Source organism: Micromonospora sp. NPDC051006 (assembly GCF_044456245.1).
Classification (GTDB): Bacteria; Actinomycetota; Actinomycetes; order Mycobacteriales; family Micromonosporaceae; genus Micromonospora.
Genome location: NZ_JBITFP010000023.1, coordinates 1 through 26,548, shown reverse-complemented (window position 1 = coordinate 26,548; position 26,548 = coordinate 1). Strand labels below are relative to the sequence as shown.

24 protein-coding genes are annotated in these 26,548 nt (G+C 72.8%); 22 read left to right on the top strand and 2 right to left on the bottom strand.

Annotated features, from left to right (window positions below; all coding sequences use genetic code 11):
* Positions 1-40: 40 nt before the first annotated feature.
* The 11 genes from rimP (at position 41) to ACIBBA_RS26810 (ending at position 10,563) form a co-directional block, all read left to right on the top strand.
* Positions 41-736 (top strand): ribosome maturation factor RimP, encoded by a 696-nt coding sequence (gene rimP / locus ACIBBA_RS26860; RefSeq protein ID WP_396700703.1) that lies wholly within the window; start codon positions 41-43, stop codon positions 734-736.
* Complete coding sequence (gene nusA, locus ACIBBA_RS26855; protein ID WP_357052982.1) at positions 733-1,776, top strand: transcription termination factor NusA; 1,044 nt, start codon at positions 733-735, stop codon at positions 1,774-1,776. Before rimP ends, nusA begins: the two co-directional genes overlap by 4 nt.
* 15 nt (positions 1,777-1,791) lie before the next feature.
* Complete coding sequence (locus tag ACIBBA_RS26850) at positions 1,792-2,124, top strand: YlxR family protein (RefSeq protein ID WP_350869778.1); 333 nt, start codon at positions 1,792-1,794, stop codon at positions 2,122-2,124.
* Between the two features lie 93 nt (positions 2,125-2,217).
* Positions 2,218-5,226 (top strand): translation initiation factor IF-2, encoded by a 3,009-nt coding sequence (gene infB / locus ACIBBA_RS26845; RefSeq protein ID WP_396700702.1) that lies wholly within the window; start codon positions 2,218-2,220, stop codon positions 5,224-5,226.
* A 91-nt stretch (positions 5,227-5,317) separates the two neighbouring features.
* Complete coding sequence (locus ACIBBA_RS26840; RefSeq protein ID WP_350869781.1) at positions 5,318-5,611, top strand: DUF503 domain-containing protein; 294 nt, start codon at positions 5,318-5,320, stop codon at positions 5,609-5,611.
* 179 nt (positions 5,612-5,790) lie between these two features.
* The gene (rbfA, locus tag ACIBBA_RS26835) at positions 5,791-6,273 is read left to right on the top strand and encodes a 30S ribosome-binding factor RbfA (protein WP_396700808.1); all 483 of its coding nucleotides are present in this window, start codon (positions 5,791-5,793) and stop codon (positions 6,271-6,273) included.
* A gap of 38 nt (positions 6,274-6,311) precedes the next feature.
* The gene (locus tag ACIBBA_RS26830; RefSeq protein WP_396700806.1) at positions 6,312-7,340 is read left to right on the top strand and encodes a bifunctional oligoribonuclease/PAP phosphatase NrnA; all 1,029 of its coding nucleotides are present in this window, start codon (positions 6,312-6,314) and stop codon (positions 7,338-7,340) included.
* 73 nt (positions 7,341-7,413) lie between these two features.
* The gene (locus tag ACIBBA_RS26825; protein WP_396700701.1) at positions 7,414-7,827 is read left to right on the top strand and encodes a hypothetical protein; all 414 of its coding nucleotides are present in this window, start codon (positions 7,414-7,416) and stop codon (positions 7,825-7,827) included.
* The gene (locus tag ACIBBA_RS26820; RefSeq protein ID WP_357053711.1) at positions 7,827-8,036 is read left to right on the top strand and encodes a DUF6186 family protein; all 210 of its coding nucleotides are present in this window, start codon (positions 7,827-7,829) and stop codon (positions 8,034-8,036) included. The genes ACIBBA_RS26825 and ACIBBA_RS26820 overlap by 1 nt, the downstream gene beginning before the upstream one ends.
* A 488-nt stretch (positions 8,037-8,524) precedes the next feature.
* Positions 8,525-9,043 (top strand): adenylate kinase, encoded by a 519-nt coding sequence (locus ACIBBA_RS26815; RefSeq protein WP_396700700.1) that lies wholly within the window; start codon positions 8,525-8,527, stop codon positions 9,041-9,043.
* Between the two features lie 179 nt (positions 9,044-9,222).
* Positions 9,223-10,563 carry an MATE family efflux transporter gene (locus ACIBBA_RS26810; protein ID WP_396700699.1) on the top strand — a complete coding sequence of 447 codons (1,341 nt, stop codon included), beginning with the start codon at positions 9,223-9,225 and terminating at the stop codon, positions 10,561-10,563.
* 9 nt (positions 10,564-10,572) lie between these two features.
* On the opposite strand, the gene ACIBBA_RS26805 is transcribed toward ACIBBA_RS26810, so the two are convergent.
* On the bottom strand, positions 10,573-11,595 hold the full coding sequence (locus ACIBBA_RS26805; RefSeq protein WP_396700698.1) for a hypothetical protein: 1,023 nt from the start codon (positions 11,593-11,595) through the stop codon (positions 10,573-10,575).
* Positions 11,596-11,793: 198 nt separating this feature from the next.
* On the opposite strand from ACIBBA_RS26805, the gene truB reads away from it, so the two are divergent.
* The 7 genes from truB to ACIBBA_RS26770 all read left to right on the top strand — a co-directional run bounded on the left by truB (position 11,794) and on the right by ACIBBA_RS26770 (position 19,706).
* Positions 11,794-12,678: a tRNA pseudouridine(55) synthase TruB gene (truB, locus tag ACIBBA_RS26800; protein WP_396700697.1), complete on the top strand. Its 885-nt coding sequence runs from the start codon at positions 11,794-11,796 to the stop codon at positions 12,676-12,678.
* Between the two features lie 80 nt (positions 12,679-12,758).
* The gene (locus ACIBBA_RS26795) at positions 12,759-13,688 is read left to right on the top strand and encodes a bifunctional riboflavin kinase/FAD synthetase (protein WP_396700696.1); all 930 of its coding nucleotides are present in this window, start codon (positions 12,759-12,761) and stop codon (positions 13,686-13,688) included.
* A 225-nt stretch (positions 13,689-13,913) separates the two neighbouring features.
* Positions 13,914-14,183: a 30S ribosomal protein S15 gene (rpsO, locus tag ACIBBA_RS26790; RefSeq protein WP_067302624.1), complete on the top strand. Its 270-nt coding sequence runs from the start codon at positions 13,914-13,916 to the stop codon at positions 14,181-14,183.
* 224 nt (positions 14,184-14,407) lie between these two features.
* Entirely contained in the window at positions 14,408-16,789 is a 2,382-nt protein-coding gene (locus ACIBBA_RS26785; protein ID WP_396700695.1) for a polyribonucleotide nucleotidyltransferase, read from the top strand.
* 49 nt (positions 16,790-16,838) lie between these two features.
* Positions 16,839-18,239: a M16 family metallopeptidase gene (locus ACIBBA_RS26780; RefSeq protein WP_396700694.1), complete on the top strand. Its 1,401-nt coding sequence runs from the start codon at positions 16,839-16,841 to the stop codon at positions 18,237-18,239.
* A gap of 156 nt (positions 18,240-18,395) precedes the next feature.
* Positions 18,396-19,169: a 4-hydroxy-tetrahydrodipicolinate reductase gene (dapB, locus tag ACIBBA_RS26775; RefSeq protein ID WP_396700693.1), complete on the top strand. Its 774-nt coding sequence runs from the start codon at positions 18,396-18,398 to the stop codon at positions 19,167-19,169.
* 54 nt (positions 19,170-19,223) lie between these two features.
* The gene (locus tag ACIBBA_RS26770; RefSeq protein WP_396700692.1) at positions 19,224-19,706 is read left to right on the top strand and encodes a GNAT family N-acetyltransferase; all 483 of its coding nucleotides are present in this window, start codon (positions 19,224-19,226) and stop codon (positions 19,704-19,706) included.
* Positions 19,707-19,787: 81 nt separating this feature from the next.
* On the opposite strand, the gene ACIBBA_RS26765 is transcribed toward ACIBBA_RS26770, so the two are convergent.
* Positions 19,788-21,911: a glycogen debranching N-terminal domain-containing protein gene (locus ACIBBA_RS26765; RefSeq protein ID WP_396700691.1), complete on the bottom strand. Its 2,124-nt coding sequence runs from the start codon at positions 21,909-21,911 to the stop codon at positions 19,788-19,790.
* 145 nt (positions 21,912-22,056) lie between these two features.
* Here ACIBBA_RS26765 and ACIBBA_RS26760 point away from each other — a divergent pair, with 145 nt between their 5' ends.
* From ACIBBA_RS26760 to ACIBBA_RS26745, 4 genes are all read left to right on the top strand, one after another.
* Positions 22,057-23,049 (top strand): LacI family DNA-binding transcriptional regulator, encoded by a 993-nt coding sequence (locus ACIBBA_RS26760; RefSeq protein ID WP_396700690.1) that lies wholly within the window; start codon positions 22,057-22,059, stop codon positions 23,047-23,049.
* 26 nt (positions 23,050-23,075) lie between these two features.
* Positions 23,076-24,326, top strand: a complete 1,251-nt coding sequence (locus ACIBBA_RS26755) for an extracellular solute-binding protein (protein WP_396700689.1) — start codon at positions 23,076-23,078, stop codon at positions 24,324-24,326.
* Between the two features lie 72 nt (positions 24,327-24,398).
* A complete protein-coding gene (locus tag ACIBBA_RS26750) occupies positions 24,399-25,520 on the top strand; it encodes a carbohydrate ABC transporter permease (protein WP_396700688.1) in 1,122 nt (373 codons plus the stop codon).
* A gap of 1 nt (position 25,521) precedes the next feature.
* Positions 25,522-26,415 (top strand): carbohydrate ABC transporter permease, encoded by an 894-nt coding sequence (locus ACIBBA_RS26745; protein ID WP_396700687.1) that lies wholly within the window; start codon positions 25,522-25,524, stop codon positions 26,413-26,415.
* Positions 26,416-26,548 lie beyond the last annotated feature (133 nt).

Below are 26,548 nucleotides of genomic sequence, written 5' to 3'. Positions count from 1 at the left end.
AGGCAATCGGGTCGCCGTCGATCAGGAGAAGGGTGCGGAGATGACGCAGCGTGGCCGTGCCACCAGGTCGACCGGGCGGCCCCGCGGTGGCGAGCGCCCCGGTGGCGGTGACCGGCCCCGCGGGGGTGACCTCGCCGCCCGGCGCAACCGGTTGCGCGAGGTGATCGAGCCCGTGGTCACGGCCGCCGGCTACGACCTCGAGGACCTCACCGTTTCCCGGGCCGGTCGACGGCACGTGGTGCGGGTGATCGTGGACGCCGACGGCGGGATCAACCTCGACGCCGTCGCGGACGTGTCCCGGGCGGTCTCCACGGCGCTGGACGCCGCGGAGGAGTCCAGTGGCGACATCGTCGCGGGCGAATACCAGCTCGAGGTCAGCTCGCCGGGCGTGGACCGGCCGCTCACCCTGCCCCGGCACTGGCGACGCAACGTCGGCCGGCTGGTCAAGGTGACCACCCGGGGCGCGGGCGCGCTGCCCGGCCAGCGCGGCGAGCAGCCCGCCGGCGAACGGCAGCTGACCGGCCGCGTGGTCGAGGCCGACGACGAGGGCGTGGCGCTGGAGACCGATGCCGGCCGCGCGGAACTGACCTATGCCGAGCTTGGCCCCGGTCGGGTGCAGGTCGAGTTCAGCCGCCTCGACGAGATCGAGGAATCGGACGAGCTCGACGACACCGGCGAGACCGGGAATTCAGACGACATCGACGACGAAGATGATGTGGAGGACGAGGAGAGGTGAACATCGACCTCGCGGCGCTGCGCGCACTGGAGCGCGAGCGGGAGATCCCGTTCGACACGATCCTCGCGGCGATCGAGACCGCGTTGCTGACCGCCTACCGGCACACCGAGGGCGCCGAGCCGCACGCGCGGGTGGAGATCGACCGCAAGTCCGGCGCGGCCCTGGTGTACGCGCAGGAGGTGGACGACGAGGGCGCCGTGGTGCGGGAGTGGGACGACACCCCGCACGACTTCGGCCGGATCGCGGCCATGACCGCCAAGCAGGTGATCCTCCAGCGGCTGCGGGAGGCCACCGACGAGGTGCACTTCGGCGAGTACGTGGGGCGCGACGGCGACCTGGTGACCGGCGTGGTGCAGGCGCACGAGGCGCGCGCGGAGAAGGGCATCGTCAGCGTCGACCTGGGCAAGCTGGAAGGCGTCCTGCCGCAGTCCGAGCAGGTGCCCGGCGAGCGGTACGTGCACGGTGAGCGGATCCGGTGCGTGGTGGTGCATGTGGCGAAGGGCCTGCGCGGGCCGCAGATCACCCTGTCCCGGTCGCACCCGGCGCTGGTGAAGAAGCTCTTCGCGCTCGAGGTGCCGGAGATCGCCGACGGCACCGTCGAGATCGGCGCCATCGCGCGTGAGGCAGGTCACCGTACGAAGATCGCGGTCCGCTCCGCGGCCCCCGGGGTCAACGCCAAGGGCGCCTGCATCGGCCCGATGGGCCAGCGGGTCCGCGCGGTGATGAGCGAGCTGCACGGCGAGAAGATCGACATCATCGACTGGTCGGACGACCCGGCCACGTTCGTCGGCAACGCGTTGTCGCCGGCCAAGGCGCTGCGGGTCGAGGTGGTCGACCTGGCCACCCGGACCGCCCGGGTGACCGTGCCGGACTTCCAGCTCTCGCTGGCCATCGGGCGGGAGGGGCAGAACGCCCGACTTGCGGCCCGGTTGACCGGTTGGCGGATCGACATCCGCTCGGACGCGGAGCAGGCGAACCCGGCCGCCCGGAGCGGAGCTGATCACGTCCCGGAGCCGGGCGGCGCGATCTCCGGCAGCTAGGGGTAGACTTTCTCAGTGACACGACGCGCGCAGCCGGAGCGCACCTGTGTGGGTTGCCGGCAGCGAGCGCCGGCGAGCGAACTTCTGCGGGTCGTCGCGGTCGGTGACGAGGCTGGCTACAGCCTCCGCCCCGATCCGATTCGCAGACTGCCGGGTCGGGGCGCGAACATGCACCCGGATCCGGCCTGCTTCGCGCTGGCAGTGCGGCGACGCGCTTTCGGGCGTGCGCTGCGCGTCGCCGGGGTCCCCGACCACGGCGAGCTTGCGGAGCACATCGATGCGTCAACCACGACGCCCGGTCAGCCCGACCGGGCGCGGGTCGCTAGCAAGGTAGGACGACCGACATGAGCACACGATGAAGTCCCTGAAATGACCAGGCTTCAAGTGCACGAGTGAGGTCGCTGCGGGTGCTGCCCGCACGACCTCGGAGTGAGGAGTGCAGTGGCAGGCAAGGCCCGCGTTCACGAGCTTGCAAAAGAGCTCGGGGTCGAGAGTAAGACCGTTCTCGCCAAGCTGAAGGAAATGGGCGAGTTCGTGAAGTCCGCGTCCAGCACCGTCGAGGCGCCCGTCGCCCGGCGGCTGCGTGGCGCATTCGTCGCGTCCGCCGGTACCTCGGCGCCGACCGCCCCGCCGGCGGCCGCCCCGAGCCCGGCACCGACCCCGACGCCGTCTCCGACCCCAGGTGCGCCCCGGGTCTCGGCCAAGCCGATGCCGCCGCGGCGGCCGGCCGCGCCGGCACCCGGTCCGAAGCCCAAGGGGCCGACGCCCGGTCCGGCGCAGCCCGCGGCTCCGGTCGCGAAGCCGGCGAGTGCGCACGACATCGAGGTGGCGGCCGCCGAGGCGCGTGCCGCCGCGCTGAAGGCTGAGCAGGAGGCCGCGGTCAAGGCCGCCCAGGCCGCCCGCCAGCAGCAGCGGGAGAACGTCCGCCGGGAGCCTCCGGCCGAGGGCGGTCCCCGTCCTGGCCCGCGTCCGGGTCCGAACGCGGCGCCGCCGCGTCCGGGTGCCCCGGCCGCCGGTCGTCCGGGCGCCCCGACGCCGGGCCCCGGTGCCCGTCCGGGCGGTCGTCCGCCGGCGCGCGGCGCCGGTAACAACCCGTTCGGCATCCAGGGTGGCCAGCAGCAGCGGCCCCCGGCGGCCGGCGCGGGTGGTCCGCGGCCCAGCCCGTCGGGCATGCCGCCGCGGCCGAGCCCGGCCTCCATGCCGCCTCGGCCCAGCCCGGCCTCCATGCCGAGCCAGCGTCCGTCCACGGGCCGTCCCGGCCCCGGTGGCGCTGGTCGTCCCGGTGGCGGCGCCGGTCGTCCGGGTGGCGGCGGTGGCGGTGGCTTCCGCGGCGGTCCCGGTGGCGGTGGCGGTGGCGGTGGCGGTGGCTTCCGCGGCGGTCCCGGTGGCGGCGGCGGTGGCGGTGGCTACCGTGGCGGTCCCGGTGGCGGCGGCGGTGGCGCTCCCGGTGGCGGTTTCCGGCCGGGTGCTCCGGCCGGTGGCGGCGGCCGTCCGGGTGCCGGTGGCCGTGGCCGTGGCGGCGGCGCCGCGGGTGCCTTCGGGCGTCCGGGTGGCCGGCCGACGCGTGGCCGCAAGTCCAAGAAGCAGCGCAGACAGGAGTTCGACAACCTGTCGGCTCCGACCATGAGCTCGGGTGCTCCCCGGGGTCAGGGTCAGGTCGTCCGGCTCTCCCGTGGCGCCTCGCTGTCGGACTTCGCCGACAAGATCAACGCCAACCCGGGTTCGCTGGTCCAGGAGATGTTCAACCTGGGCGAGATGGTCACCGCGACCCAGTCCTGCTCTGACGACACCCTGCTGCTGCTGGGTGAGCACCTGGGCTTCGACATCCAGATCGTCAGCCCAGAGGACGAGGACCGCGAGCTGCTCGCGCAGTTCAACATCGACCTCGACGCCGAGGTCGCGGAGGACCGCCTGGTCAGCCGTGCGCCGGTGGTGACCGTCATGGGTCACGTCGACCACGGTAAGACCAAGCTGCTCGACGCGATCCGTAAGGCGAACGTGGTGGCCGGCGAGGCGGGTGGCATCACCCAGCACATCGGCGCCTACCAGGTCCACGTCCCGCACGAGGGCGAGGACCGGGCGGTGACCTTCATCGACACCCCGGGTCACGAGGCGTTCACCGCCATGCGTGCCCGCGGTGCCCAGGTGACGGACATCGTGGTGCTGGTGGTCGCGGCCGACGACGGCGTGATGCCGCAGACCATCGAGGCGTTGAACCACGCCAAGGCGGCCGACGTGCCGATCGTGGTGGCGGTCAACAAGGTCGACAAGCCGGAGGCCAACCCGGACAAGGTCCGCCAGCAGCTGACCGAGTACGGACTGGTCGCCGAGGAGTACGGCGGCGACACCATGTTCGTCAACGTGGCCGCGAAGCCGGGTATCGGCATCGACGAGCTGCTCGAGGCCGTCCTGCTGACCGCCGACGCGTCGCTGGAGCTGACCGCTCCGATCGACGGGCCGGCGCAGGGTGTGGCGATCGAGGCGCACCTCGACAAGGGTCGCGGTGCGGTGGCGACGGTGCTGGTGCAGAAGGGCACCCTGCGGGCGGGCGACTCGATCGTCGCCGGTGGGGCGCACGGCCGGGTTCGGGCGATGCTCGACGAGAACGGCAACCAGGTCGCCGAGGCGGGTCCGGCGCGTCCGGTGCTGGTCCTCGGTCTGACCGCGGTGCCGGGCGCCGGTGACACCTTCCTCGCCGCGGCGGACGACCGCACGGTGCGGCAGATCGCCGAGCAGCGGCAGGCACGGCGGCGGGCGGCGTCCTTCGCCAACTCGCGCGGCCGGGCCACCCTCGAGACGCTCATGGAGCAGCTCAAGGAGGGCGAGAAGACCTCGCTCAACCTGGTGCTCAAGGGCGACGGCTCCGGTTCGGTGGAGGCCCTCGAGGACGCGCTGTTCAACCTCGACATCCCCGAGGAGGTCCAGCTCAGGATCATCCACCGGGGCGTCGGCGCGATCACCGAGAGCGACGTCATGCTCGCGAGCGCCTCGTCCGAGGCGGTCACGATCATCGGCTTCAACGTGCGGGCTGCCAACAAGGTCCGCGAGATCGCCGACCGCGAGGGCGTGGAGATCCGGTACTACACGGTCATCTACCAGGCCATCGAGGAGATCGACGCGGCGCTCAAGGGGCTGCTCAAGCCGGAGTACGAGGAGGTCGAGCTGGGCTCCGCGGAGATCCGCGACGTGTTCCGCTCGTCCAAGATCGGCAACATCTCCGGTTGTATCGTCCGCTCCGGTGTCATTCGCCGCAACGCGAAGGCACGGCTGCTGCGCGACGGTGCGGTCGTGGCGGACAACCTCACGGTCAGCTCCTTGAAGCGGTTCAAGGACGACGCGACGGAGGTCCGGGAGGGCTTCGAGTGTGGTCTGACCCTGGGCGGGTTCAACAACGTCCAGGTCGGCGACATCATCGAGACCTTCGAGATGCGGGAGAAGCCGCGCGCCTGATCCTGCGGTGACAACGCTGATCAAGGGGTTTACGCCGGAAGGCGTAAACCCCTTGATCATGCGGGGTGGCATCCGGGTATCGTCCGGGACGATGTTCACCGGAACCGCGGTCTTCGACCTGCTGCTGCCGGGCGACTCCCGGTCGCTCAAGGCCAAGAGATCATACGTACGGCCGATCGTGGCGGCGCTGCGTCGCTTCGAGGTCTCGGCCGCTGAAGTGGGAGCGCTCGACCTGCATGGTCGAGCCGAGATAGCGGTCGCCGTCGTGGCCGCCGAGGCGGCGCACGTCGGCGAGGTGCTCGACTCGTGCGAGCGCCTGGTGGCCGGCCGACCGGAGGTCGAGCTGTTGTCGGTCCGGCGGCGGCTGCACGGCGCCGACGACTGAGGCGCCGCCGGGCGGGGCCGGCCGACGAGGGTACGCGGTACCGGTCGGTGGCGCCGCCGCCGGCGACGCGCGGCGTGCCGGGGGCCGCGGGTAGTGTTCGAGATGTTGGCCGGTCGGGGGCCGGGTGGCGGGTGCCGCCCGTTTCCGGCTGGGAGCGGGACACCGTGGAGGTGGCGGAGATGACGGATCCGGCCAAGGTACGCCGGCACGCGGAGCGGGTGCGCGAACTGGTCGCGTCGGTGGTGCGGAGCCAGATCAAGGACCCGCGGCTCGGCATGATCACCATCACCGACGCCCGGATCACCGCTGACCTGCGCGACGCCACGGTCTTCTACACCGTGCTCGGCGACGCGGCCGCCCAGTCGGGCACGGCCGCCGCGCTGGAGAGCGCCAAGGGTCTGCTGCGCAGCACGGTGGGCAAGGCCCTCGGGCTGCGTCACTCGCCGACGTTGACCTTCGTCCTCGACGACGTGCAGGACCAGGTCAAGCACATCGACGACCTGCTCGCCGCCGCCCGCAACGCCGACGCCGAGGTGCAGCGGCTGGCCGCCCAGGCCAAGTACGCCGGTGAGGCGCAGCCGTACCGGCTCGACGAGGAGACGGACGAGAACGACGCCGAGGACGAGGACGACAAACCGCCCGCGGGCGGGGATCGGCGGTGACCGGGGCGGGTGTTCCGGCCGGCGCCGTCGTCGAGGCGGTGCCGGAGACCGGCCCGACCGCGGCCGACTGGGCCGCCGCCGAGGCTCTCATCCGTGAGCTGCCGCCGGACGGCCGGGTGCTGCTGATCTGCCACGTCAACCCGGACGGCGACGCGCTGGGCAGCATGCTCGGCTTCGGCCTGGGCCTGCGGCGGCTCGGCGTACGCCGGATGCAGGCCACCTTCCCGGGGCCGCCGGAGGTGCCCGAGCCGTTCCGTGGCCTCCCGGGCCTCGACCTGCTGGTGCCGGCGACCGAGGCGTACCCGGATCCCGATCTCGTGATCTGCTTCGACGCGGCGAGCGAGTCGCGCCTCGGCGAGCTGGTCGACCGGCTCGACACCGCGGGCGCCGCGCTGGTGCTCGACCACCACGCCTCGAACACCCGCTTCGGCGGGGTGCACCTGGTCGACCCGCGCGCCGCGGCCACCTCGGTGGTCGCCGAGCAGCTGCTGGCCCGGTTCGGCGTCCCGCTGGACGCCGGCATCGCCGAGTGCTTCTACGTCGCGCTGACCACCGACACCGGTTCGTTCCGGTTCGACGCGACCACGCCCGAGGTGCACCAGCTGGCCGCTCGGCTGCTCGCCACCGGTATCCGTCCCGGTGATATCTCCCGGCGGGTCTTCGACACCCGACCGTTCGGGGCGGTCCGGCTCTTCGGCGAGGTGCTCGGCCGGGCGCGGCTGGAGCCGGCCGCGGCCGCCGGCCGGGGACTGGTCTGGACCTGGGCCACTCTGGACGACCTGGCCCGGCACGACCAGCGTCCCTACGTGCTGGAGGCGCTGATCGACTCGGTGCGCTGCACGGCCGAGGCGGACGTGAGCTGCGTGCTGAAGCAGACCGCACCCGGCGAGTGGGCGATCTCGATGCGCAGCAAGGGGGCGGTGGACGTCAGCCGGGTGGCGGTGGCGCTCGGCGGTGGCGGGCACCGGTTCGCCGCCGGCTTCACCGGGCGGGGCGCGGCCGAGGAGGTCGTGGCGGCGATCCGTGGGCAGCTCGACGCGGCGCTGATCCCGACCGCCGTGGGCTGACGCCGGGAAGATCGGGGTCAGCTCCGGGAGCGGCACCCTTCCCGCACTCGCCGCGGGCGGGGAGAATCACGGAATGGAGCAGCCCCACGACCTCACCGTCACCGTCGAGGCGCCCCGCGCCTGGGACCGTCCCGCCGTCTCCGTACCCGTGCTGGTCTGCCTCTCACTGGTGGGCGGCCGGTTCGCCTCCTTCTCCACCGAGGCCAATCTCTACACGCTCGGCACCGGCGGGGTGCTGATCTGGCTCGGTCTGAGCAACCGGGTGCCGCGCCGGCCGGCGCCGACCCGGCTGGGCACCGGCGCGGCGTGGTGGGCGCTGCCGGTGGTGATCTTCGGAGTCTTCGAGGGCGCCACCTTCGTGCTCGCGGTGGGCGATGATTTCCCCACCTTCTCCCGGCTCGCCGATCCGCTGCTGGAGGACCAACTGGCCCGCTCCGCGGCCTGGTTCGCCTGGCTCGCCGCGTTCTGGGGGCTGGTGCGGCGATGATGCGGGCGCTCGCCATCGGTGGCTTCCTCGCCGCGATGGCGCTCTTCGGCACCATCGAGTGGCTGGCCCGCCGGGAGGGCTCCCGGATCCCCACCCTCGGCGAGGTCTGCGCGTACGTCATGCGCTACGAGGTGGGTCCGGTGCCGGTGGGCCGGATCGGTCTCTTCGGCTTCTGGTGGTGGCTGGGTTGGCACTTCCTGGCCCGCTGACGTCGCGGTCCCGACTGTCCAGATGCCGGGAACGAGGCGCAGCCCGGCTGACTGAACGCTAATTTGGGAACGGCCCTCGCCGCGTTGATCGGCGCAGGTCACGGGGGTGGCGCCACACCCGGTGCCGCCTCTCTCCAGGGTCGACCGACCCGGGCTCACGCTGCCCAGCCGGCCGCTCCGGCAACCCCGGACCGCCGTCGAGGCGCTCAGCAGGACCGCCCGTGAGGGCCGCCGTCCGTCGGTGGCTCGCACCCTGGAAGGGAGCACCACGATGCCGAGCAAGCCCAAGACCGAGACCACTGACGACGCCCGCGAGCAGGCCCGCCGCGCGCTGCAGACGTCGATGGACACCCGTCAGTGAGCCGTACCGTCCGGCGGTGACGCCGCCGACGCGCCGCGCCGACAGCGTCACCGCCCGTCCGGCGTCGATGTCCTGACCCGACCCGCGCCGATACCCGCCGGCCCCCGGCGGGCGCTACCGTCGCCCGGTGCACCGGATCCTGGTCGTCGGTAGCGCCGGCGCCGGCAAGACCACTCTCGCCCGCGAGATCGCCTGCCGGCTCGATCTCCCGCTGATCCACCTTGACCGGCACTTCTGGCAGCCCGGCTGGACGGCGCCTGGCGAGGCCCGCTGGCGCGAGACGGTCGCCGGGTTGGCCGCTCGACCCGCCTGGGTGATGGACGGCAACTACGGCGGCACTCTCGACCTGCGCCTGCCCCGGGCCGACCTGCTCGTCTTCTCTGATCCGCCCCGGCTGCGCTGCCTCGGCCGGGTGCTGCGCCGTCGGTGGGCGCACCGCGCCACCCCGCGCGACGACCTGCCCGTCGGCTGCCCGGAGCAGATCGACCTTCAGTTCCTCCGCTACGTCTGGCGCTTTCCCCGCGACTCGCGACCCCGGCTGCTCGCCGCGGTCGCGTCCCGGGCCCCGGATCTGCCGATGGTCCGCCTGCGCGGCCGCGCCGACGTCCGCCGCTGGCTCGAATCGCTCCCCGACGGCCAGCCCTGAGCCGGCGGGATTCATGATCGACTCGGGATCGTTGAAGGCGTGGTCACCCGCCGCCGGGACACCCCGAAGTCAGGTATCCCGAGTCGATCACGTTGCACCGGGAAAGATCGGCGGGGCATCCCGCGTAAGTCATCAGCCGTCTTGCGCTCCTTACGGAGGTCGTGCCAGGATCGGCGGCGATGACCCAGCCAGCCGCCCCCGTCACCGCGCCCGCCACCGGCGGGTCCGTCTCGCCGCGCCGGATCGCCGCGCTCGCCCTGCCGGCCCTCGTCGTGCTCGCCGCCGAGCCGCTCTACGTTTTGGTCGACACGGCCGTCGTCGGTCATCTCGGCCGGGTTCCGCTGGCCGCGCTCGCCGTCGGTGGCACCGTCATGACGCTCACCGCCTGGCTCGGCACCGTGGTCGCGTACGGCACCACCGGCCGCTCCGCCCGCCGGTTCGGCGCGGGCGATCGGGCGGCCGCCGTCGCCGAGGGCGTGCAGTCGTCCTGGCTCGCGTTCGGCGTGGGGCTGCTGGTCGCGATCGGCATGCAGCTCGGCGGCGGGGCGCTGGCCCGTACCCTCGTCGGCGCCCCCGGCGAGGTGGCCGACGCCGCCGCGCAGTGGCTGCGGATCGCGTCGCTCGGCGCCCCGGGCCTGCTGCTCGCCGCGGCCGGCAACGGCTGGCTGCGCGGCATCCAGGACACCCGTCGCCCGCTGCTCTTCGTGCTCGGCCCCAACCTGCTCTCCGCGCTGCTCTGCCCGCTGCTGGTCTACCCCGCCGGGCTGGGTATGGCGGGCTCGGCCGTGGCCAACGTGGTGGCGCAGACCATCGCCGGTGGGCTCTTCGCCGCGGCGCTGATCGCCGAGCGCGTCTCGCTGCGGCCCCGGCCCCGGCTGATCCGGCAGCAGCTGGTGCTCAGCCGCGACCTGCTCATCCGTGGCGCGGCGTTCCAGGCGAGCTTCCTCTCCGCGACCGCCGTGGCGGCCCGCTTCGGCGCGGCGGCGGTGGGGGCGCACCAGATCGCCCTGCAACTGTGGTTCTTCACCGCGCTGGTGCTCGACGCGCTCGCGATCGCCGCCCAGTCGCTGATCGGCGCCGCGCTCGGCTCCGGAGACGCCGCCGCCGCCCGGGCGCTGGCCCGCCGGATCGGGCTGCTCGGCGGCGTCTGCGGCCTCGGTTTCGCGGTGCTGATCGCCGCCAGCGCCGGGGTGCTGCCCTCCTGGTTCAGCTCCGACCCGCAGGTCCGTGAGCAGGCGATGGTGGCCTGGCCTTGGTTCGTCGCGATGCAGCCGTTGGCCGGGGTGGTCTTCGCCCTGGACGGCGTGCTGATCGGCGCCGGCGACGTCCGCTACCTGCGCAACCTCACGGTGGTGGCCGCGCTGGGCGGCTTCCTGCCGGCCATCTGGCTGGCCTACGGGCTCGATCTGGGGCTGGGCGGCATCTGGGCCGGGCTCACCCTCTTCGTGGTGCTCCGGCTGGTCGCCCTGCTGCTGCGGCTGCGCTCCGGCGGCTGGGCGGTGGTCGGCGCGGTCCGCTGACCGGCGGCCTCAGCACTCCTCGCCGTCGCCCGGACGCCAGTCGGGCTGGTAGACGTCGCCGGTCGGGCCCGGGGTGGGGATACGGATACCCAACCGGTCCTTCTCCGCGAGCGCCAGGTAGCCACGGTTGAGCGCGGCGCAGTCGGCGTTCTGCAGGGTGCTGGCGGCCTCCTGCACCCAGAGACCACGGGAGGCCGGCAGGACGTCGGCCGGCAGCGGCAGGTGCCAGACCACCCGGTCGCGGACCGTGACCAGCTCCGCCCCGGGCGGATACTTCTGCGCCTGCCACAGGTCGAAGGAGTAGACCCAGAGGAAGCTCGTGGTGATCTCGAGGACGCGGATGCCGTCGCCGTCGGTGGTCGAGCGGTAGGTGATCGTGCCCTTCGCCCGGACGCCGTCCTGCTCCACCCAGTCCGGGTCGGCGTCCCGGTCGACCCGGGTCGCGTAGTTCAGGGCCACGCCGTCGGCCAGGTCGCCCCGGATATCGGCCCGGTCGTCCGGGGCCAGCAGGGCGAGGAAGGGCTTCGCGTCGTTCGCCGCGACCATCGAGCGGTCGAGTCGCGCCTCGATGAGCGCCTGCCGTACCCGGCCCAGCCCGTCCGCGACCTGCTTGGTGCTGAACGGCCCGGCCGCGCGGGCGGCCGGCAGTTCGATCGCGTCGGCCCCCACCGCGAAGGACTCCGCGGGGGTGCCGACGTACACCCCCAGGGTGTTGCCGCTGGCGTCGGTGGGTCTCGCGTCGACGGTCCGGTCACGGCGGGGCAGCAGCGGTTCGCCGTCGCTCATCCACTGGCGGAAGCTGATCCCACTCACGGCCAGCACCACGACCAGGCCGGCGGCCATCAGGGCGCCGACGCCGCCGAGCAGCTTGCCGCCGTGCTCCTCCCAGCCCAACCGGATCCGTTCGGATCCGGTCAACGGGCGCTCCGTCCGCGGCTCACGCATCCAGTCCGGGATCCGGACCGGCGGGTCGTCGTCCACGTCGGGCACGACGCCGCGGGTCGGGTTGGGGGCGGAAGGATCGATGCTCATACGGGGTCGGTCCAGGGGTCGAGGCGGCGAGGGGCGCATGATCATCGCATCCGCCGGTGCCCGGTAAGGGCCCCGATCGCTGTCACCGGGTGATCCGAGCCTTCCGACCGATCTTCGTACCAGCCGAACGCCCGACCACGCCGGCGGCGCCCGGCCAGGCAGCGGCGCCCGTGGGGTCGTCTGGCAGGCTTGGGTGTCGTGAGCACAGACGGTCTGATCGTGGTCGACAAGCCCGGCGGCATGACGTCGCACGACGTGGTGGCGCGGATCCGCCGGTTGGCCCGGACCCGTCGGGTGGGCCACGGCGGCACGCTCGACCCGATGGCGACCGGGGTGCTGGTGATCGGTGTGGGCCGGGCCACCCGGCTGTTGACGTACGTGATCGGGGCGGGCAAGAGCTACACCGCCACGATCCGGCTCGGCCAGGCCACCGTGACCGACGACGCCGAGGGGGACGTGATCTCCACCACCCCGGCCGGGCGGGTCACCGACGAGGCGATCCGGAACGCGCTCGCCCCGCTGACCGGCGAGATCGACCAGGTGCCGAGCGCGGTGAGCGCGATCAAGATCAACGGACAGCGGGCGTACAAGCGGGTACGCGAGGGGGAGAGCGTCGAGCTGCCGGCCCGCCGGGTCACCGTCTCCCGGCTGGAGCTGCTCGCCGTCCGGCGCGACCAGCCCGACGTGGTCGACGTGGACGTCGACGTCACCTGCTCGTCCGGCACGTACATCCGGGCCATCGCCCGGGACGCGGGCCTCGCCCTCGGGGTGGGCGGGCACCTGACGGCGCTGCGGCGTACCGCGGTGGGCGGCTTCGGGCTCGCCGAGGCCGCCACGCTCGACGAGCTGGAGGAGCGCGCGCCGGAGGTGGTCACCCTGCCGCTCGCCGCGGCGGCCGAGCGGTTCTTCGCGCGCCGGGACGCCACCGCCGCCGAGGCGACCGTGCTCTCCCACGGCGGGCCGCTGGACCCGGCCGGCATCACCGGTCCGTACGCCGTCTTCGACCCGGCCGGCGGCCTGATCGCTATCGTCAGCGAGCGGGACGGCCGGGCCCGCGCGGAGATCGTGCTCGCGCCGGCCTGACGGTGGGGCGGGGCCGGCGGTGGCCGGCGGGTTCGCGGGGCAGGCCGGCGGAGCCGGACGAAGAGCAGGGGAGGAGCGGCATGCAGCGGTGGCGGGGGTACGACGCGGCGCCCGGCGGATGGGGGCGCTCGGTCGTCACCATCGGTGTCTTCGACGGCGTGCACAAGGGGCACCAGGCGACCATCGGGCACACCGTGGCCCGGGCGCGGGAGCTGGGCGTGCAGTCGGTGGTGGTCACGTTCGACCCGCACCCGGCCGAGGTGGTACGCCCCGGCTCGCACCCGGCGGTGCTCACCGAACAGGCGCGCAAGGCGGAGTTGATCGAGGCGCTCGGCGCCGACGTGCTCTGTGTGGTGCCGTTCACCCCCGAGTTCTCCCGGCTGCCGGCCGAGGCGTTCGTGCACGACGTCCTGGTCGAACATCTGCACGCCGCGCAGGTGGTGGTCGGCGACAACTTCCGCTTCGGGCACAAGGCGGCCGGTGACGTGGCGCTGCTGGAGCGGCTGGGCCGGACCTTCGGCTTCGGGATCGAGGCCGCCCCGCTGGTGGCCGGGGACGGCACCGTCTTCTCCTCGACGTACATCCGCTCCTGCGTCGACGCCGGGGACGTGGGCGCCGCAGCGGCCGCGCTGGGCCGGCCGCACCGGGTGGAGGGCGTGGTGGTCCGGGGCGACCAGCGCGGCCGCGAGCTGGGCTTTCCGACCGCCAACCTGCTCTGCCACCGGTACGCCGCGATCCCCGCCGACGGGGTCTACGCCGCCCGGCTGATCCGCCGGGGCCAGCGGGAGCCGTTGATGGCGGCCGTCTCCGTCGGCACCAATCCGACCTTCTCCGGCCGGGAGCGGCGGGTGGAGGCGTACGCCCTGGACTTCGACGGTGACCTCTACGGCGAGCGGCTGGCGCTGGACTTCGTGGCGCACCTGCGCGGTCAGGTGCGCTACGACTCGATCGAGCCGTTGATCGCCCAGATGGGGCAGGACGTCGAGCGGACCCGCCGCGCGCTCGGCTGACACCGCGGGCGCCCCGTCGGGTGCTCCCGGCGGCGCGGCGCGAACCCGGCACGTGGCCCTTGACCGGGTGCTCCCGGCAACAACTGGTAGTCTGGCGGGGACGTCGGATGACCGACGTGGGGCCTCGCGTGCCTGCTCGACGCCGCGGGTGCGAGGTGCCGGTCCGAGTCGGTCCACCGGACGGACGGCGGACACCACTGATCAACCCATCGAAACAGGGAGAACATGGCGCTCGACCAGGAAGCCAAGGCCAAGATCCGCTCGGAGTACGCGACCGCCGAGGGCGACACCGGTTCGCCGGAGGTGCAGGTCGCGGTCCTCACCAAGCGGATCGCTGAGCTGACCGAGCACCTGAAGGTGCACAAGCACGACCACCACAGCCGCCGTGGGCTGCTGCTGCTGGTCGGCCGTCGCCGTCGGCTGCTCAACTACGTCCAGAAGAAGGACATCAACCGCTACCGGTCGCTCATCGAGCGGCTCGGCCTGCGCCGATGACGTGACGGGGGAGTGGCCCACCGGGCCGCTCCCCCGTTTCCGGTACCACAGAAGAACAGGGCCGCGCGACCACCCGACAGGGAGCCGGTCAGCGTACCGGTCTCCGGTAGTGGCCCCCGGGAATCCCGGCATCATGCCGGCCACCCGGGCGCTTCGATCGAAGACCGGCCGTCTGAGCAGCTCCCCGTGTCGTGGGCCCACGACGCGAAGGAGCACGACAGCACATGACCGAGACCAACCTCGGCACCGAATCCCGCACCGCCGTGATCGACAACGGGTCCTTCGGCACCCGTGAGATCACTTTCTCCACCGGCCGGCTCGCCCGTCAGGCCGCCGGCTCCGTCGTCGCCCAGCTGGGCGAGACGGTGGTCCTCTCCGCCACCACCGCCGGCAAGCAGCCGAAGGAGCAGTTCGACTTCTTCCCGCTGACCGTCGACGTCGAGGAGCGGATGTACGCCGCGGGCCGGATCCCCGGCTCGTTCTTCCGCCGCGAGGGCCGGCCCAGCGAGGACGCCATCCTCACCTGCCGGCTGATCGACCGGCCGCTGCGCCCGTCGTTCGTCAAGGGCCTGCGCAACGAGGTCCAGGTCGTCGAGACCGTCCTCGCGCTCGACCCGCAGCACCCGTACGACGTCGTGGCGATCAACGCCGCCTCGATGTCCACCAAGCTCTCCGGCCTGCCGTTCTCCGGCCCGATCGGGGCGACCCGGGTCGCGCACATCGACGGCCAGTGGGTCGCCTTCCCGACCCTGGAGGAGCTGGCCCGGGCCACCTTCGACATGGTCGTGGCCGGCCGCACCCTGCCCGACGGCGATGTCGCGATCATGATGGTCGAGGCCGAGGCGACGCCGAACGCGGTGACCCTGATCGCGGGCGGCGCGACCGCGCCGACCGAGGAGATCGTGGCCAGCGGCCTGGAGGCCGCGAAGCCGGCGATCCGCGAGCTGTGCCGCGCGCAGAGCGAGCTGGCCGAGGTGGCCGCCAAGCCGGTCGCCGAGTTCCCGGTCTTCCTGGACTACCAGGACGACGCCTTCGCGGCGGTGGCCGACGTGGCCCGCGCCGAGGTGGCCGAGGCGCTCCAGATCGCCGGCAAGGCCGACCGCGAGGAGGCCCTGGACCGGGTCAAGGCCAAGGTCGCCGAGGAGCTCGGCGGTCGCTTCGAGGGCCGGGAGAAGGAGCTCAGCGCCGCCTTCCGGTCGCTGACCAAGTCCGAGGTGCGCAACCGGGTGCTGCGCGAGCAGATCCGCATCGACGGCCGCGGCCCGCGCGACATCCGTCCGCTGACCGCCGAGGTCGGCGTGCTGCCGCGGGTGCACGGCTCGGCGCTGTTCGAGCGGGGCGAGACCCAGATCCTCGGCGTCACCACGCTCAACATGCTGCGCATGGAGCAGATGGTCGACACCCTCTCCCCGGAGAACCGCAAGCGCTACATGCACAACTACAACTTCCCGCCCTACTCGACCGGTGAGACCGGCCGAGTCGGCTCGCCGAAGCGGCGCGAGATCGGCCACGGCGCGCTCGCCGAGCGGGCGCTGATCCCGGTGCTGCCGTCGCGCGAGGAGTTCCCGTACGCCATCCGGCAGGTCTCCGAGGCTCTCGGCTCCAACGGCTCCACCTCGATGGGTTCGGTCTGCGCCTCGACGCTGGGCCTGCTCAGCGCCGGTGTGCCGCTGAAGGCGCCGGTCGCCGGCATCGCCATGGGCCTCATCTCCGACGAGGTCGACGGCAAGACCCAGTACGTGACGCTGACCGACATCCTCGGTGCCGAGGACGCGTTCGGTGACATGGACTTCAAGGTCGCCGGCACCCCGGAGTTCGTCACCGCGCTCCAGCTCGACACCAAGCTCGACGGCATCCCGTCGGACGTGCTGGCCGCCGCGCTGCAGCAGGCGAACGAGGCCCGGCAGACCATCCTCGGCGTGATGCAGGCGGCGATCGAGGCTCCGGCTGAGATGTCGGAGTACGCGCCGCGGGTCACCACCGTCAAGATTCCGGTCGACAAGATCGGCATGGTGATCGGCCCGAAGGGCCAGACCATCAACGCCATCCAGGACGAGACCGGCGCCGAGATCTCCATCGAGGACGACGGCACGATCTACGTCGGTGCGACCAACGGTCCGTCGGCCCAGGCCGCGGTGGACCGGATCAACGGCATCGCCAACCCGACCCTGCCGAAGGTGGGGGAGCGGTTCCTCGGCACGGTGGTCAAGACCGCCGCGTTCGGCGCGTTCATCTCGCTGCTGCCGGGTCGCGACGGTCTGCTGCACATCTCCAAGGTGGGCGACGGCAAGCGGGTCGAGAAGGTCGAGGACTTCCTCAACGTCGGCGACCGGGTCGAGGTGGAGATCGCGGACATCGACGCCCGCGGCAAGATCTACCTGGACAAGGTCCGCCCGGAGGGCGCCGAGGCGCCGGCCGCCACGGAGGCCGCCGAGGGCGAGCGTCCGGCTGGCCGCGACCGCGGCGACCGGGGCCCGCGGGACCGTGGCGACCGGGAGCGCGGCGGCAGCCGTGGCCCGGAGCGCGGTGACCGTGGCCAGGGTGGTCAGGGCGGCGAGGGTGGCGAGGGCGGCGAGCGTCCGCGCCGCCGGACCCGGCACAGCTGACTGTCCCGTACCGCAGCACCTCCACCCCTCGTCGATCTGGGAGCAACACGTGAGTCGGGCCGTTCGTGCGCCGTTTCCGCCGGATCGACGGGGGGTGGCTCCGTCCGGGGCCGCCGGGGCGGGTCGCTCCGGCGGCGCCGCCCGGGCGGTGACCCGGACGATCAGCGACGACCCGTTGGGCGGCACGGTACGGCGTACCGTGCTCCCCAGTGGGCTGCGCGTGCTCACCGAGGCGATCCCGGCGATGCGCAGTGTGTCGTTCGGCATCTGGGTGGCGGTCGGCTCCCGGGACGAGACCGGCCCGCAGTCCGGTGCCGCGCACTTCCTGGAGCACCTGCTCTTCAAGGGCACCCGCAAGCGCAGCGCGCTGGAGATCTCCTCGGCGATCGAGGCGGTGGGCGGCGAGACCAACGCCTTCACCACCAAGGAGTACACCTGCTACTACGCCCGCGTGCTGGACGAGGACCTGCCGCTGGCGATCGACGTGATGTGCGACCTGGTCGCCGACTCCGTGCTGGAGGAGGCGGACGTCGAGACCGAGCGGGGCGTGATCCTCGAAGAGATCGCCATGCACGACGACGAGCCCGGTGACGAGGTGCACGACCTCTTCGTCCAGGCCGTCTACGGCGACCATCCGCTGGGCCGGCTGATCTCCGGCACCGAGGAGACGGTCACCCCGATGACCCGGCGGCAGATCCAGGACTTCTACCGCGGCCGCTACACCGCTCCGCAGATCGTCATCGCCGCCGCCGGCAACCTGGACCACGCCGCGGTGGTCAAGCTGGTCCGGCAGGCGCTGCGCGACACCCCACTGGACACCGACGCGGCGGTGCCCGCGCCGCACCGCCCGACCACCCCGGCCGTACGCACCCAGCCGGCGTCCACCCTGGTCGAGTCGAAGGAGACCGAGCAGGCGCACGTCATTCTCGGCTGCCCCGGCATCGACCGGGCCGACGAGCGCCGGTTCGCCCTGGGCGTGCTCAACAACGTGCTCGGCGGGGGCATGTCCAGCCGGCTGTTCCAGGAGATTCGCGAGCAGCGCGGCCTGGCCTACTCGGTCTACTCCTACGCCAGCCAGTACGCCGACACCGGCCTGTTCGCCGTCTACGCCGGCTGCGCGCCCGGCAAGGTGGACGAGGTGCTCCAGCTGACCCGCGCCGAGCTGGCCCGGGTGGCCGCCGGCGGGCTGACCGAGGCCGAGGTGGCCCGGGGCAAGGGGATGTCCAAGGGGTCGTTCGTGCTGGGCCTGGAGGACACCGGCTCGCGGATGAGCCGGCTGGCCAAGGGCGAGCTGCTCTACGGCGACCTGATGCCGGTCGACAAGCTGCTCGCCCGGGTCGACGCGGTGACCGTCGAGGAGGTCAACACCCTCGCCGCCGAACTGCTCGCCCGGCCGATGTCCCTGGCCGTGGTAGGCCCCTTCGCCCCCACCGACTTCAGCACCCCCTGACCCCGCGCCCTATGCCGGCGTCGATCATGCAGTCGTGGTGCCAGGCTCAGCCGCATTCGCGCCTTTTGTCACCCACCACAACTGCATGATCGACGGGATGGGCCGGGTTGCGGACCGCGGGGTGGGGGGCGTGTTGGTTGGGATAGGTTGTGGCCCGTGAGTGACGAGCAGGAGAGAAACCCGGTCGAGCCGCTGCGGGTGGGCGTGTTCGGTGCCCGGGGCCGGATGGGCGTCGAGGTGTGCAAGGCGGTCGACGCGGCGTCCGACCTGGAGCTGGCGGCGATGATCGACCAGGGCGACGGCCTCTCCGCCGCCTCGGACGCCGGCGCCGAGGTGGTCGTCGACTTCACCACCCCGGATGTCGTCATGGACAACCTGGACTGGTGCATCGACCAGGGCATCAGCGCGGTGGTCGGCACGACCGGCTTCACCGAGCAGCGACTGGAGCGGGTGCGCGGCTGGCTGGCCCGCAAGCCCGGGGTCGGCGTGGTGATCGCCCCCAACTTCGGCATCGGCGCGGTGCTGATGATGCAGTTCGCCGCCCGCGCGGCCCGGCACTTCGAGTCGGTCGAGATCATCGAGCAGCACCACCCGCGCAAGCTCGACGCGCCCAGCGGCACGGCGACGCACACCGCCCGGCAGATCGCCCTGGCCCGGGCCGAGGCCGGTCTCGGGCCGGTGCCGGACGCCACGAAGGACGAGGTTCCGGGTGCCCGCGGCGCCGAGATCGACGGGGTACGCGTGCACGCGGTGCGGGCCACCGGGCTCGTCGCGCACCAGGAAGTGCTCTTCGGGACCACCGGCGAGACGCTGACCATCCGGCACGATTCGTACGACCGGGCCTCGTTCATGCCCGGGGTGCTGCTGGCCGTCCGCGCGGTGCGCAACCGCCCCGGCCTCACCGTCGGCCTGGACGCCCTGCTCGACTAGCTCGGCGCCGATTATCGCGTGGCCACCATGCCGGCGCGGTCCTAGGCTGCCCCGGTGATTGATGCTGATTACCGCGATCGGGACGGGCGCCGGGTCACCCTTCGCCCGGTGGACGACGACAACTGGCGGGCGGTGGCCGACGTCGCGCCCCGTGACGACCAGCGGGACTGGGTGGCCGCGCTGGCCGCCAGGTACCTGCTGCTGACCAGTCGCAGCGAGGTGTGGCGGTCGCTCGCGGTGTACGCGGACGAGACCGTCGTCGGCCACGTCATGTGGGGCGTGGACGACGACGGTTCGCACTGGATCGGCGGCATGGTGATCGACGCGGCGGAGCAGGGCCGGGGAGTCGGCCGGGCCACCGTGGCCACGCTCGCCGGCTGGCTGGCCGCTCGGGACGGCAACCCGCCGGTCCGGCTGTCGTACCACCCGGAGAACACCGCCGCCGCGGCCCTCTACACCGCTCTCGGCTTCCGCCCCACCGGGATGATGGAAGACGACGAACTGGTGGCCGAGCTGACCGCCCCACCCACCCCGTGACCTGTCGATCATGGGGTCTGCGGCGGTTCTGGAGATCGGGATCGCCGCAGACCTCATGATCAACGCTGGTGACGGGCGGGGTCAGCTGTGGGTGGGGGTTTCGGTCGGGGCGGGACGTGGGGCGGGGATGGCCGGGGTGGGATCGGCGATCAGGGTCAGCGGGGCGGGTAGGCCGGTGACGGTGGGGTGGCCGGCGCGGTCGACCGTCACCGTGACCGGGGCGCCGGCGACCCGCAGCCGCTCCACCGTGACCGCGCCCAGCTCCGGCCCGGCCAGTGGCGCGACCCGGACCGTGCCGCCGGGCACGTCCGGGTAGAGCCCGGCGGCGGCCTGGAGCAGCAGCACCCCACCGGCCGCGGCCCAGGCCTGCGGCCGGCACGCCGCGGGGTACGGCACTGGCCGGCCGACCAGCGACCGGTCGTCCCCGCCGTACAGCTCGGGCAGCCGGTAGTCGAACGCCTCGGCCGCGCCGAGCAGCCCGTCGGCGAGGCCGAGCGCGGCCTCCCGGAAGCCGGCCCGGGCCAGCCCCGCGAGCACGATCGCGGTGTCGTGCGCCCAGATCGACCCGCAGTGGTACGACAGCGGGCTGAACCCGGCGTCGTCGGTGGACATGGTGCGCAGGCCGAACCCACCGGCCAGCGCCTCGCTGCCGAGCAGCCGGGCCACCTGCGCCTCCTCCTCGCCGGAGAGCAGGCCGGTGCCGAGCAGGTGGCCGATGTTGCTGGTCAGCGAGTTGACCGGGCGCTTGTCCCGGTCCAGGGCGAGCGCCGGCTGGGGGCCGTGCGGCCCGTCCACCCAGAACGCGGCCCGGAACCGGCCGGCCAGCCGGTCGGCGTACCCGCGCCAGCGCTCCCCGCCCGGGCGGTCGAACGCGTCGAGCAGCGCGGCGGCGTGAACGGCCGCCTCGTGCGCGTAGCCCTGCACCTCGGCCAGCACGATCGGCGCGGTGGCCAGGGTGCCGTCGCGGAACCGGACGGCGTCGCCGGAGTCCTTCCACCCCTGGTTGGCCAGGCCGTGCCCGGTGGTGTCGATGTACTCGACCAGCCCGTCGCCGTCGGCGTCGGCGTGGTCGGCGAGCCAGCCCAGCGCCGCCTCCAGGTGTGGCAGCAGCGGCTCGACCTGCTCGGCCGGCAGGCCCCAGCGCCAGGCGTCGTGCAGCAGGCTGATCCAGAGCATGGTCGCGTCGACCGTGCCGTAGTAAGCCGGCGGCAGCCGCAGCCCGTCGTCCAGCGTGAACTCGTGCCGCCGCAGCTCGTGCAGGATCTTGCCGGGCGCCTCGCCCGTGCTCGGATCGACCCGGCTGCCCTGCCGCCGGGCGAGCACCCGGAGCGTGCTGGCGGCCAGCTCGGTGCCGAGCGGCAGCATCATCCGGGCGGCCCAGAGGCTGTCGCGCCCGAAGAGGGTGAGGAACCAGGGCACCCCGGCGCCGAGGAAGACGTCGTGCGGTGCGCCGGTCTCGGCCAGCCGCAGGCCGCGCAGGTCGTCCAGGCTGCGGTCGAGGAGCCGGACCAGCCGCCGGTCGTCCGCCCGCAGCGCCGGCCGGGACCAGGTGGGTTCGCCCGGCGGGCAGACCACCACCGCCCTCGGGTCGTCGACGGTCAGCCGCCAGCGCAGCACCGCCGTGCCGCCGGGCGGCAGCTCGACCGGCCAGGCCAGCCGGGGCGTGCTGGCCCGCTCGCCGGTGGCCTCGGTCTCGGCGTCGTCGCCGGTCACGGTGACCGTGATGCCGTCGGCCGCCCAGGTCAGCTCGCCGGGCCGGCCGGTCTTGGCGGTCAGCGCCTCGGTGGTGCCGCCGGACTTGACCACCTCGATCGGGGCCAGGTCGCAGCCGAGCTCGACGCTGACCCGGGCCCGTACCGGCACCGAGGCGGTGGAGACGATCCGCAGCTCCTCGGTGAGCCCGCGCGGGGTGAGCCGGCGCAGCCGTTCGATCCGGACGGTCGGGTCGGGGGTCGGGTCGCCGAGCCACCGGGCCAGGCCGACGAAGCGCACGGCGTGCGGGCCGTCGGCGCCCTGGGTGAGCGCTTCGGGTTCCCGGCCGTCGACTCGTAGCTCGGCCCGGGAGAGCACCCGGGCGTCGGCGTGGAAGACGCCTTGGACACCGGCCGGGCGAATCTGCCCGGTCGCGTCCCCCAGCGCGCTGGTGGGGGCGAGGACGGTACCCACCAGCTCGTGCAGCAGGGGTTGCAGAAGGCGTTCGGTCACGGTGCGGCTCCAGATCCTGTGGGGGCGGGACGGACGTCTTGACAACTCGTCCCGGGCGGTGCAAAGTGCGAAACATTCCAGAAACTTGAACGATCTAATCCTGCCGTATCCAAATTGGATCGTTCAAGATGGCGAGAGGGATTTTGTGGCCGAAAAGGTGACCATCGCGACGGTGGCCCGGCACGCCCACGTGAGCCGCCAGACCGTCTCCAACGTGATCAACGCGCCGCACATCGTGCGCGAGGAGACCCGGCAGCGGGTCCAGGAGGCGATCAGCGTCCTCGGCTACCGGGCCAACCAGGCCGCCCGGCAGATGCGCACCGGCCGCTCACAACTGATCGCCGTCCGGATCGAGCCCACCCGGGACGGGATCAACGGCTCGGTGCTCGACCGGTTCCTGCACGGCCTCACCGAGGCTGCCGAGACCGCGGGCTACCGCACCCTGCTCTACACCGCCGCCGACGACCAGCAGGAGATCGCCACCTACGACGACCTGCTCAGCGCGTACGACCTGGACGCCTTCGTGCTGACCGGCACCGACCACGGTGACCCCCGCACGGCCTGGCTGGCCGAGCGCGGCGTGGCCTTCGTGACCTTCGGCCGGCCGTGGGACGACCCGACCGCACACCCGTGGGTCGACGTCGACGGCGCCGCCGGCACCGCCCGGGCCACCGCCCACCTGTTGACCCGCGGCCACCGCCGGATCGGTTTTCTCGGCTGGCCCGCCGGGTCCGGCGTCGGCGACGACCGGCGTGCCGGCTGGCGGGAGACGCTGCGCGCGGCCGGGATCGACCCGACCGACCTGGACCGGGCCACCGAGGACGGCGTCGCCGAGGGCGAGCGGCTGATGCGTGACCTGCTCGTCGCCGCCGAGCCGCCGACCGCCGTGGTCTGCGCCAGCGACTCGCTCGCGCTGGGCGCGATGCAGGCCGTCCGCGGCGTCGAACCGGCGGTCGCGGTGATCGGTTTCGACGACACCCCGGTCGCCGCCGCGATCGGGTTGACCAGCGTCAGTCAGCCCCTCGCCGAGGCCGCCGCCAGCTGCGTGGACCTGCTCACCGCCGTCCTCGACGGTGACCAACAGACCCCTGCCCCCGTGCTGCTCCAGCCCTCGCTGGCCCTGCGGCACACCGCTTAACCCCCTTCCCCCAACAGGAGAACCAGATGGCACCTCGAACCCTCACCCGGGCGACGGTGGCCGGCCTCGCCGCCGTCGCCCTGCTCGGCTCCGCCGCCTGTGGCAGCGGCTTCGACGACAACTCGGGTGACGCCGCCCAGTCCAGCGGCCCGGCGAACATCCAGATCCTGATCGGCTCCTCCGGCGACGCCGAGACCAAGGCGGTGCAGGACGCGGCGGCCAAGTGGGCCAGCAGCTCCGGCAACACCGCCACGGTGACCGCCGCGCAGGACCTCACCCAGCAGCTCGGTCAGGCCCTCGCCGGCGGCACCCCGCCGGACGTCTTCTACGTGGACGCGACCCGGTTAGCCGACTACGCCAGCGTCGGCGCCCTCGAGCCGTACGGCGACAAGATCAGCAACACCGGTGACTTCTACGAGAGCCTGCGCACCACCTTCACCTACGACGGCAAGCTCTACTGCGCGCCGAAGGACTTCTCCACCCTCGCCCTGCAGATCAACACCGACCTCTGGACGAAGGCCGGCCTGACCGACGCGGACGTGCCGACCACCTGGGACCAGCTCACCGCAACCGCCCAGAAGATCAAGGCCAAGGGCCAGGTGGCGCTGGCGCTCGGGGACACCCGGGACCGGATCGGCGCCTTCATGGTGCAGAACGGCGGCTGGCTGATGAGCAAGGACGGCAAGCAGCCCACCGCCGACACGGCGGAGAACCTGGCCGCCCTCCAGTACGTCAAGACCATGCTGACCACCGGCCTGGCCCGCTATCCCAAGCAGCTCGACGCCGGCTGGTCCGGCGAGGCGTTCGGCAAGGGCAAGGCGGTGATGACCATCGAGGGCAACTGGATCAAGGGCGCGCTGCAGAACGACTTCCCGAACGTCAAGTACAAGGTCGTCCCGCTGCCGGCCGGCCCGAAGGGGCAGGGCACGCTCTCCTTCACCCAGTGCTGGGGGATCGCCGCCAAGTCGGCGCACAAGGAGCAGGCGATCAAGTTCGTCGAGGCGATGACCAGCGGCGAGCAGCAGATGGCCTTCGCCACCGCGTTCGGTGTGATGCCGTCCCGCCAGTCGGTGCGTGACCAGTACACCGCCGCGTTCCCGGCCGACAAGCCGTTCATCGACGGCGTCGAGTACGCCCAGGGCCCGGTGAACGCCCCGAAGATGGACAGCGTGCTGCGGGACCTGGAGGCCGGCCTGCAGAGCCTGGCCAACGGCGACCCGAAGACCGTCCTGGCGAACTTCGACAAGAACGCCAAGGCGGCGCTCGGCGGCAGCTGAGGCGATGGTGCGGGGGCCCGGGGAGACTCCGGGCCCCCGCACCCGCCTCCGCCCGGACAGGGAGGGGGGGAGATGGCGACCGAGGCAATCGCGGCGCCGGCCACGGCGCGCGGTGACGCGCCCCGACGGCGCGGCCGCGGCACCCGCAGCAACGAGAACGCCGCCGGCTGGCTCTTCATGGCCCCGGTGATCGTGATCCTCGGGCTGTTCCTGCTGCTGCCGATCCTGATGGCGCTCTGGGTGAGCCTGACCGACTGGAACGGCCAGGGCAGCCCGTTCACCGCCGACGTGCCGTTCGTCGGCACCGAGAACTACACCCGGCTGTTCACCGAGGACGGGCTGGACCGCCGCGACTTCATGACCAGCATCCGGAACAACATCTACTACGTCGGCATTGTGGTGCCGGTGCAGACCGCGCTCGCCCTCGGCCTCGCGCTGATGGTGAACAACCGGATGCTCAAGGGGAAGGGCTTCTTCCGCAGCGCCTTCTACTTCCCCTCGGTGACCAGCTCGGTCGCGATCAGCGTGGTCTTCCTCTTCCTGTTCGCCAACTCGGGCGTGATCAACAACCTGCTCGGCTTCGTCGGCATCGACGGGCCGGAATGGTTCGCCGACTCGCGGGGCGTCCTGCATCTGCTCTTCGGTGCGGTCGGCGTGGACACCCCGCCCGCCGCGATGACTTCGGGCGGCCCGCTCGGGCTGACCTGGTGGGACTGGCTGTCCGGGCCGAGCGTGGCGATGGTCTCGATCATCACGCTGGTCATCTGGACCACCTCCGGCACCTTCATGCTGATGTTCCTCGCCGCGTTGCAGAACGTCCCGGTGACGCTGGACGAGGCCAGCACCCTGGACGGGGCGACCCGCTGGCAGCGGTTCCGACACGTCACCCTGCCGATGATCAAGCCGACCACCTTCCTGGTGCTCACCCTCGGCCTGATCGGCTCCTGGCAGGTCTTCGACCAGGTGTACGTGATGAGCCAGGGCGACCCGGCCAAGACCACGCTCACCCCGGCCTACCTGTCGTACCGCACCGCGTTCCGGGACTTCGACTACGGCTCCGGCGCGGCGATCTCGTTCGTGCTGTTCCTGATCATCATCGTGCTGACGCTGATCCAGCGCCGGGTGCTGGCCGACCGGGACCCGGTCCGGCGGCGACGCGGCCGGTGGCGTCGGCGCGTACCGGAGGGGTCGTGACATGGCCGTGCTGACCGACCGCCCGCCGGTGGCGGCGGTGCCCGCGCGGCGCGGCCGCCGCCCGGCCCGCACTGTGGTGTCCCGTTTCCTGGGGTACGCCACGCTGGTCTTCTTCGGGCTGGTCTTCCTCTACCCGTTCGTCATCCAGCTCGCCAACTCGCTGAAGACCGAGCCGGACTCGGCGGCCAACCCGCTCTCGCCGTTCCCCGACCCGCTGACGCTGGCCGGCTTCGAGCGGATCTTCGCCGGCACCAACTTCCCGCTCTGGGTCGGCAATTCGCTGCTGGTCACCGTGCTGGTCACGGTGGGCCGGGTGTTCTTCGACTCGCTCGCCGGCTACGCGCTGGCCCGGCTGCGCTTCCGCGGGCGGTCTGGGCTCTTCGCCGCGGTCATCGCGGTGATGGCGGTGCCCGGCGTGGTGCTGCTGATCCCGAAGTTCCTGGTGCTCAACCAGCTCGGCATCTACAACAGCTACGCCGGCCTGATCGTGCCGTTGCTCGCCGACGCGGCCGGCGTGTTCATCATGAAGCAGTTCTTCGAGTCGATCCCGGTCAGCGTCGAGGAGGCGGCCCGGATCGACGGGGCAGGAGTCTTCCGGACCTTCTGGTCGGTGGTGCTGCCGATGGCGAAACCGGCGCTGATCACCCTGACCATCCTCTCCTTCCAGGGCTCCTGGAACGAGTTCCCGCACAGCCTGGTGGCGGTGCAGGACCCGAACCTGTTCACCCTGCCGCGCGGCCTGGCTGACCTGGTCAGTGGCTCCCTCGGCAAGGGCAGTCAGTATCCGCTCAAGCTGGGCGCCGCCCTGCTGGCCACCATCCCCGTCGCGATCATCTTCGTGATCTTCCAGCGCTACTTCGTGCGCGACGTCAACGACGGCTCCGACAAGGGCTGAGCTGAGCGGTGGGGGGGGCCGGGGCGCCCCCGGGGCCCCCCCCCCCCCCCGCGGGGGGGGGGCCCCCCCGCGTTTTTGGGCCGGGGGGGGGGTCCACGCGCGGGGGGGGCGCGGGGGGCGGCGGATACCCCAT

Excerpts from the sequence above, each read along its gene's own strand:
- rimP (WP_396700703.1), top strand. The coding sequence starts at position 41 with ATGACGCAGCGTGGCCGTGCCACCAGGTCGACCGGGCGGCCCCGCGGT.
- ACIBBA_RS26840 (WP_350869781.1), top strand. The coding sequence starts at position 5,318 with ATGTTCACCGGAACCGCGGTCTTCGACCTGCTGCTGCCGGGCGACTCC.
- rbfA (WP_396700808.1), top strand. The coding sequence starts at position 5,791 with ATGACGGATCCGGCCAAGGTACGCCGGCACGCGGAGCGGGTGCGCGAA.
- ACIBBA_RS26825 (WP_396700701.1), top strand. The coding sequence starts at position 7,414 with ATGGAGCAGCCCCACGACCTCACCGTCACCGTCGAGGCGCCCCGCGCC.
- ACIBBA_RS26820 (WP_357053711.1), top strand. The coding sequence starts at position 7,827 with ATGCGGGCGCTCGCCATCGGTGGCTTCCTCGCCGCGATGGCGCTCTTC.
- ACIBBA_RS26810 (WP_396700699.1), top strand. The coding sequence starts at position 9,223 with ATGACCCAGCCAGCCGCCCCCGTCACCGCGCCCGCCACCGGCGGGTCC.
- ACIBBA_RS26805 (WP_396700698.1), bottom strand. The coding sequence starts at position 11,595 with ATGAGCATCGATCCTTCCGCCCCCAACCCGACCCGCGGCGTCGTGCCC.
- ACIBBA_RS26795 (WP_396700696.1), top strand. The coding sequence starts at position 12,759 with ATGCAGCGGTGGCGGGGGTACGACGCGGCGCCCGGCGGATGGGGGCGC.
- rpsO (WP_067302624.1), top strand. The coding sequence starts at position 13,914 with ATGGCGCTCGACCAGGAAGCCAAGGCCAAGATCCGCTCGGAGTACGCG.
- ACIBBA_RS26785 (WP_396700695.1), top strand. The coding sequence starts at position 14,408 with ATGACCGAGACCAACCTCGGCACCGAATCCCGCACCGCCGTGATCGAC.
- ACIBBA_RS26755 (WP_396700689.1), top strand. The coding sequence starts at position 23,076 with ATGGCACCTCGAACCCTCACCCGGGCGACGGTGGCCGGCCTCGCCGCC.
- ACIBBA_RS26750 (WP_396700688.1), top strand. The coding sequence starts at position 24,399 with ATGGCGACCGAGGCAATCGCGGCGCCGGCCACGGCGCGCGGTGACGCG.
- ACIBBA_RS26745 (WP_396700687.1), top strand. The coding sequence starts at position 25,522 with ATGGCCGTGCTGACCGACCGCCCGCCGGTGGCGGCGGTGCCCGCGCGG.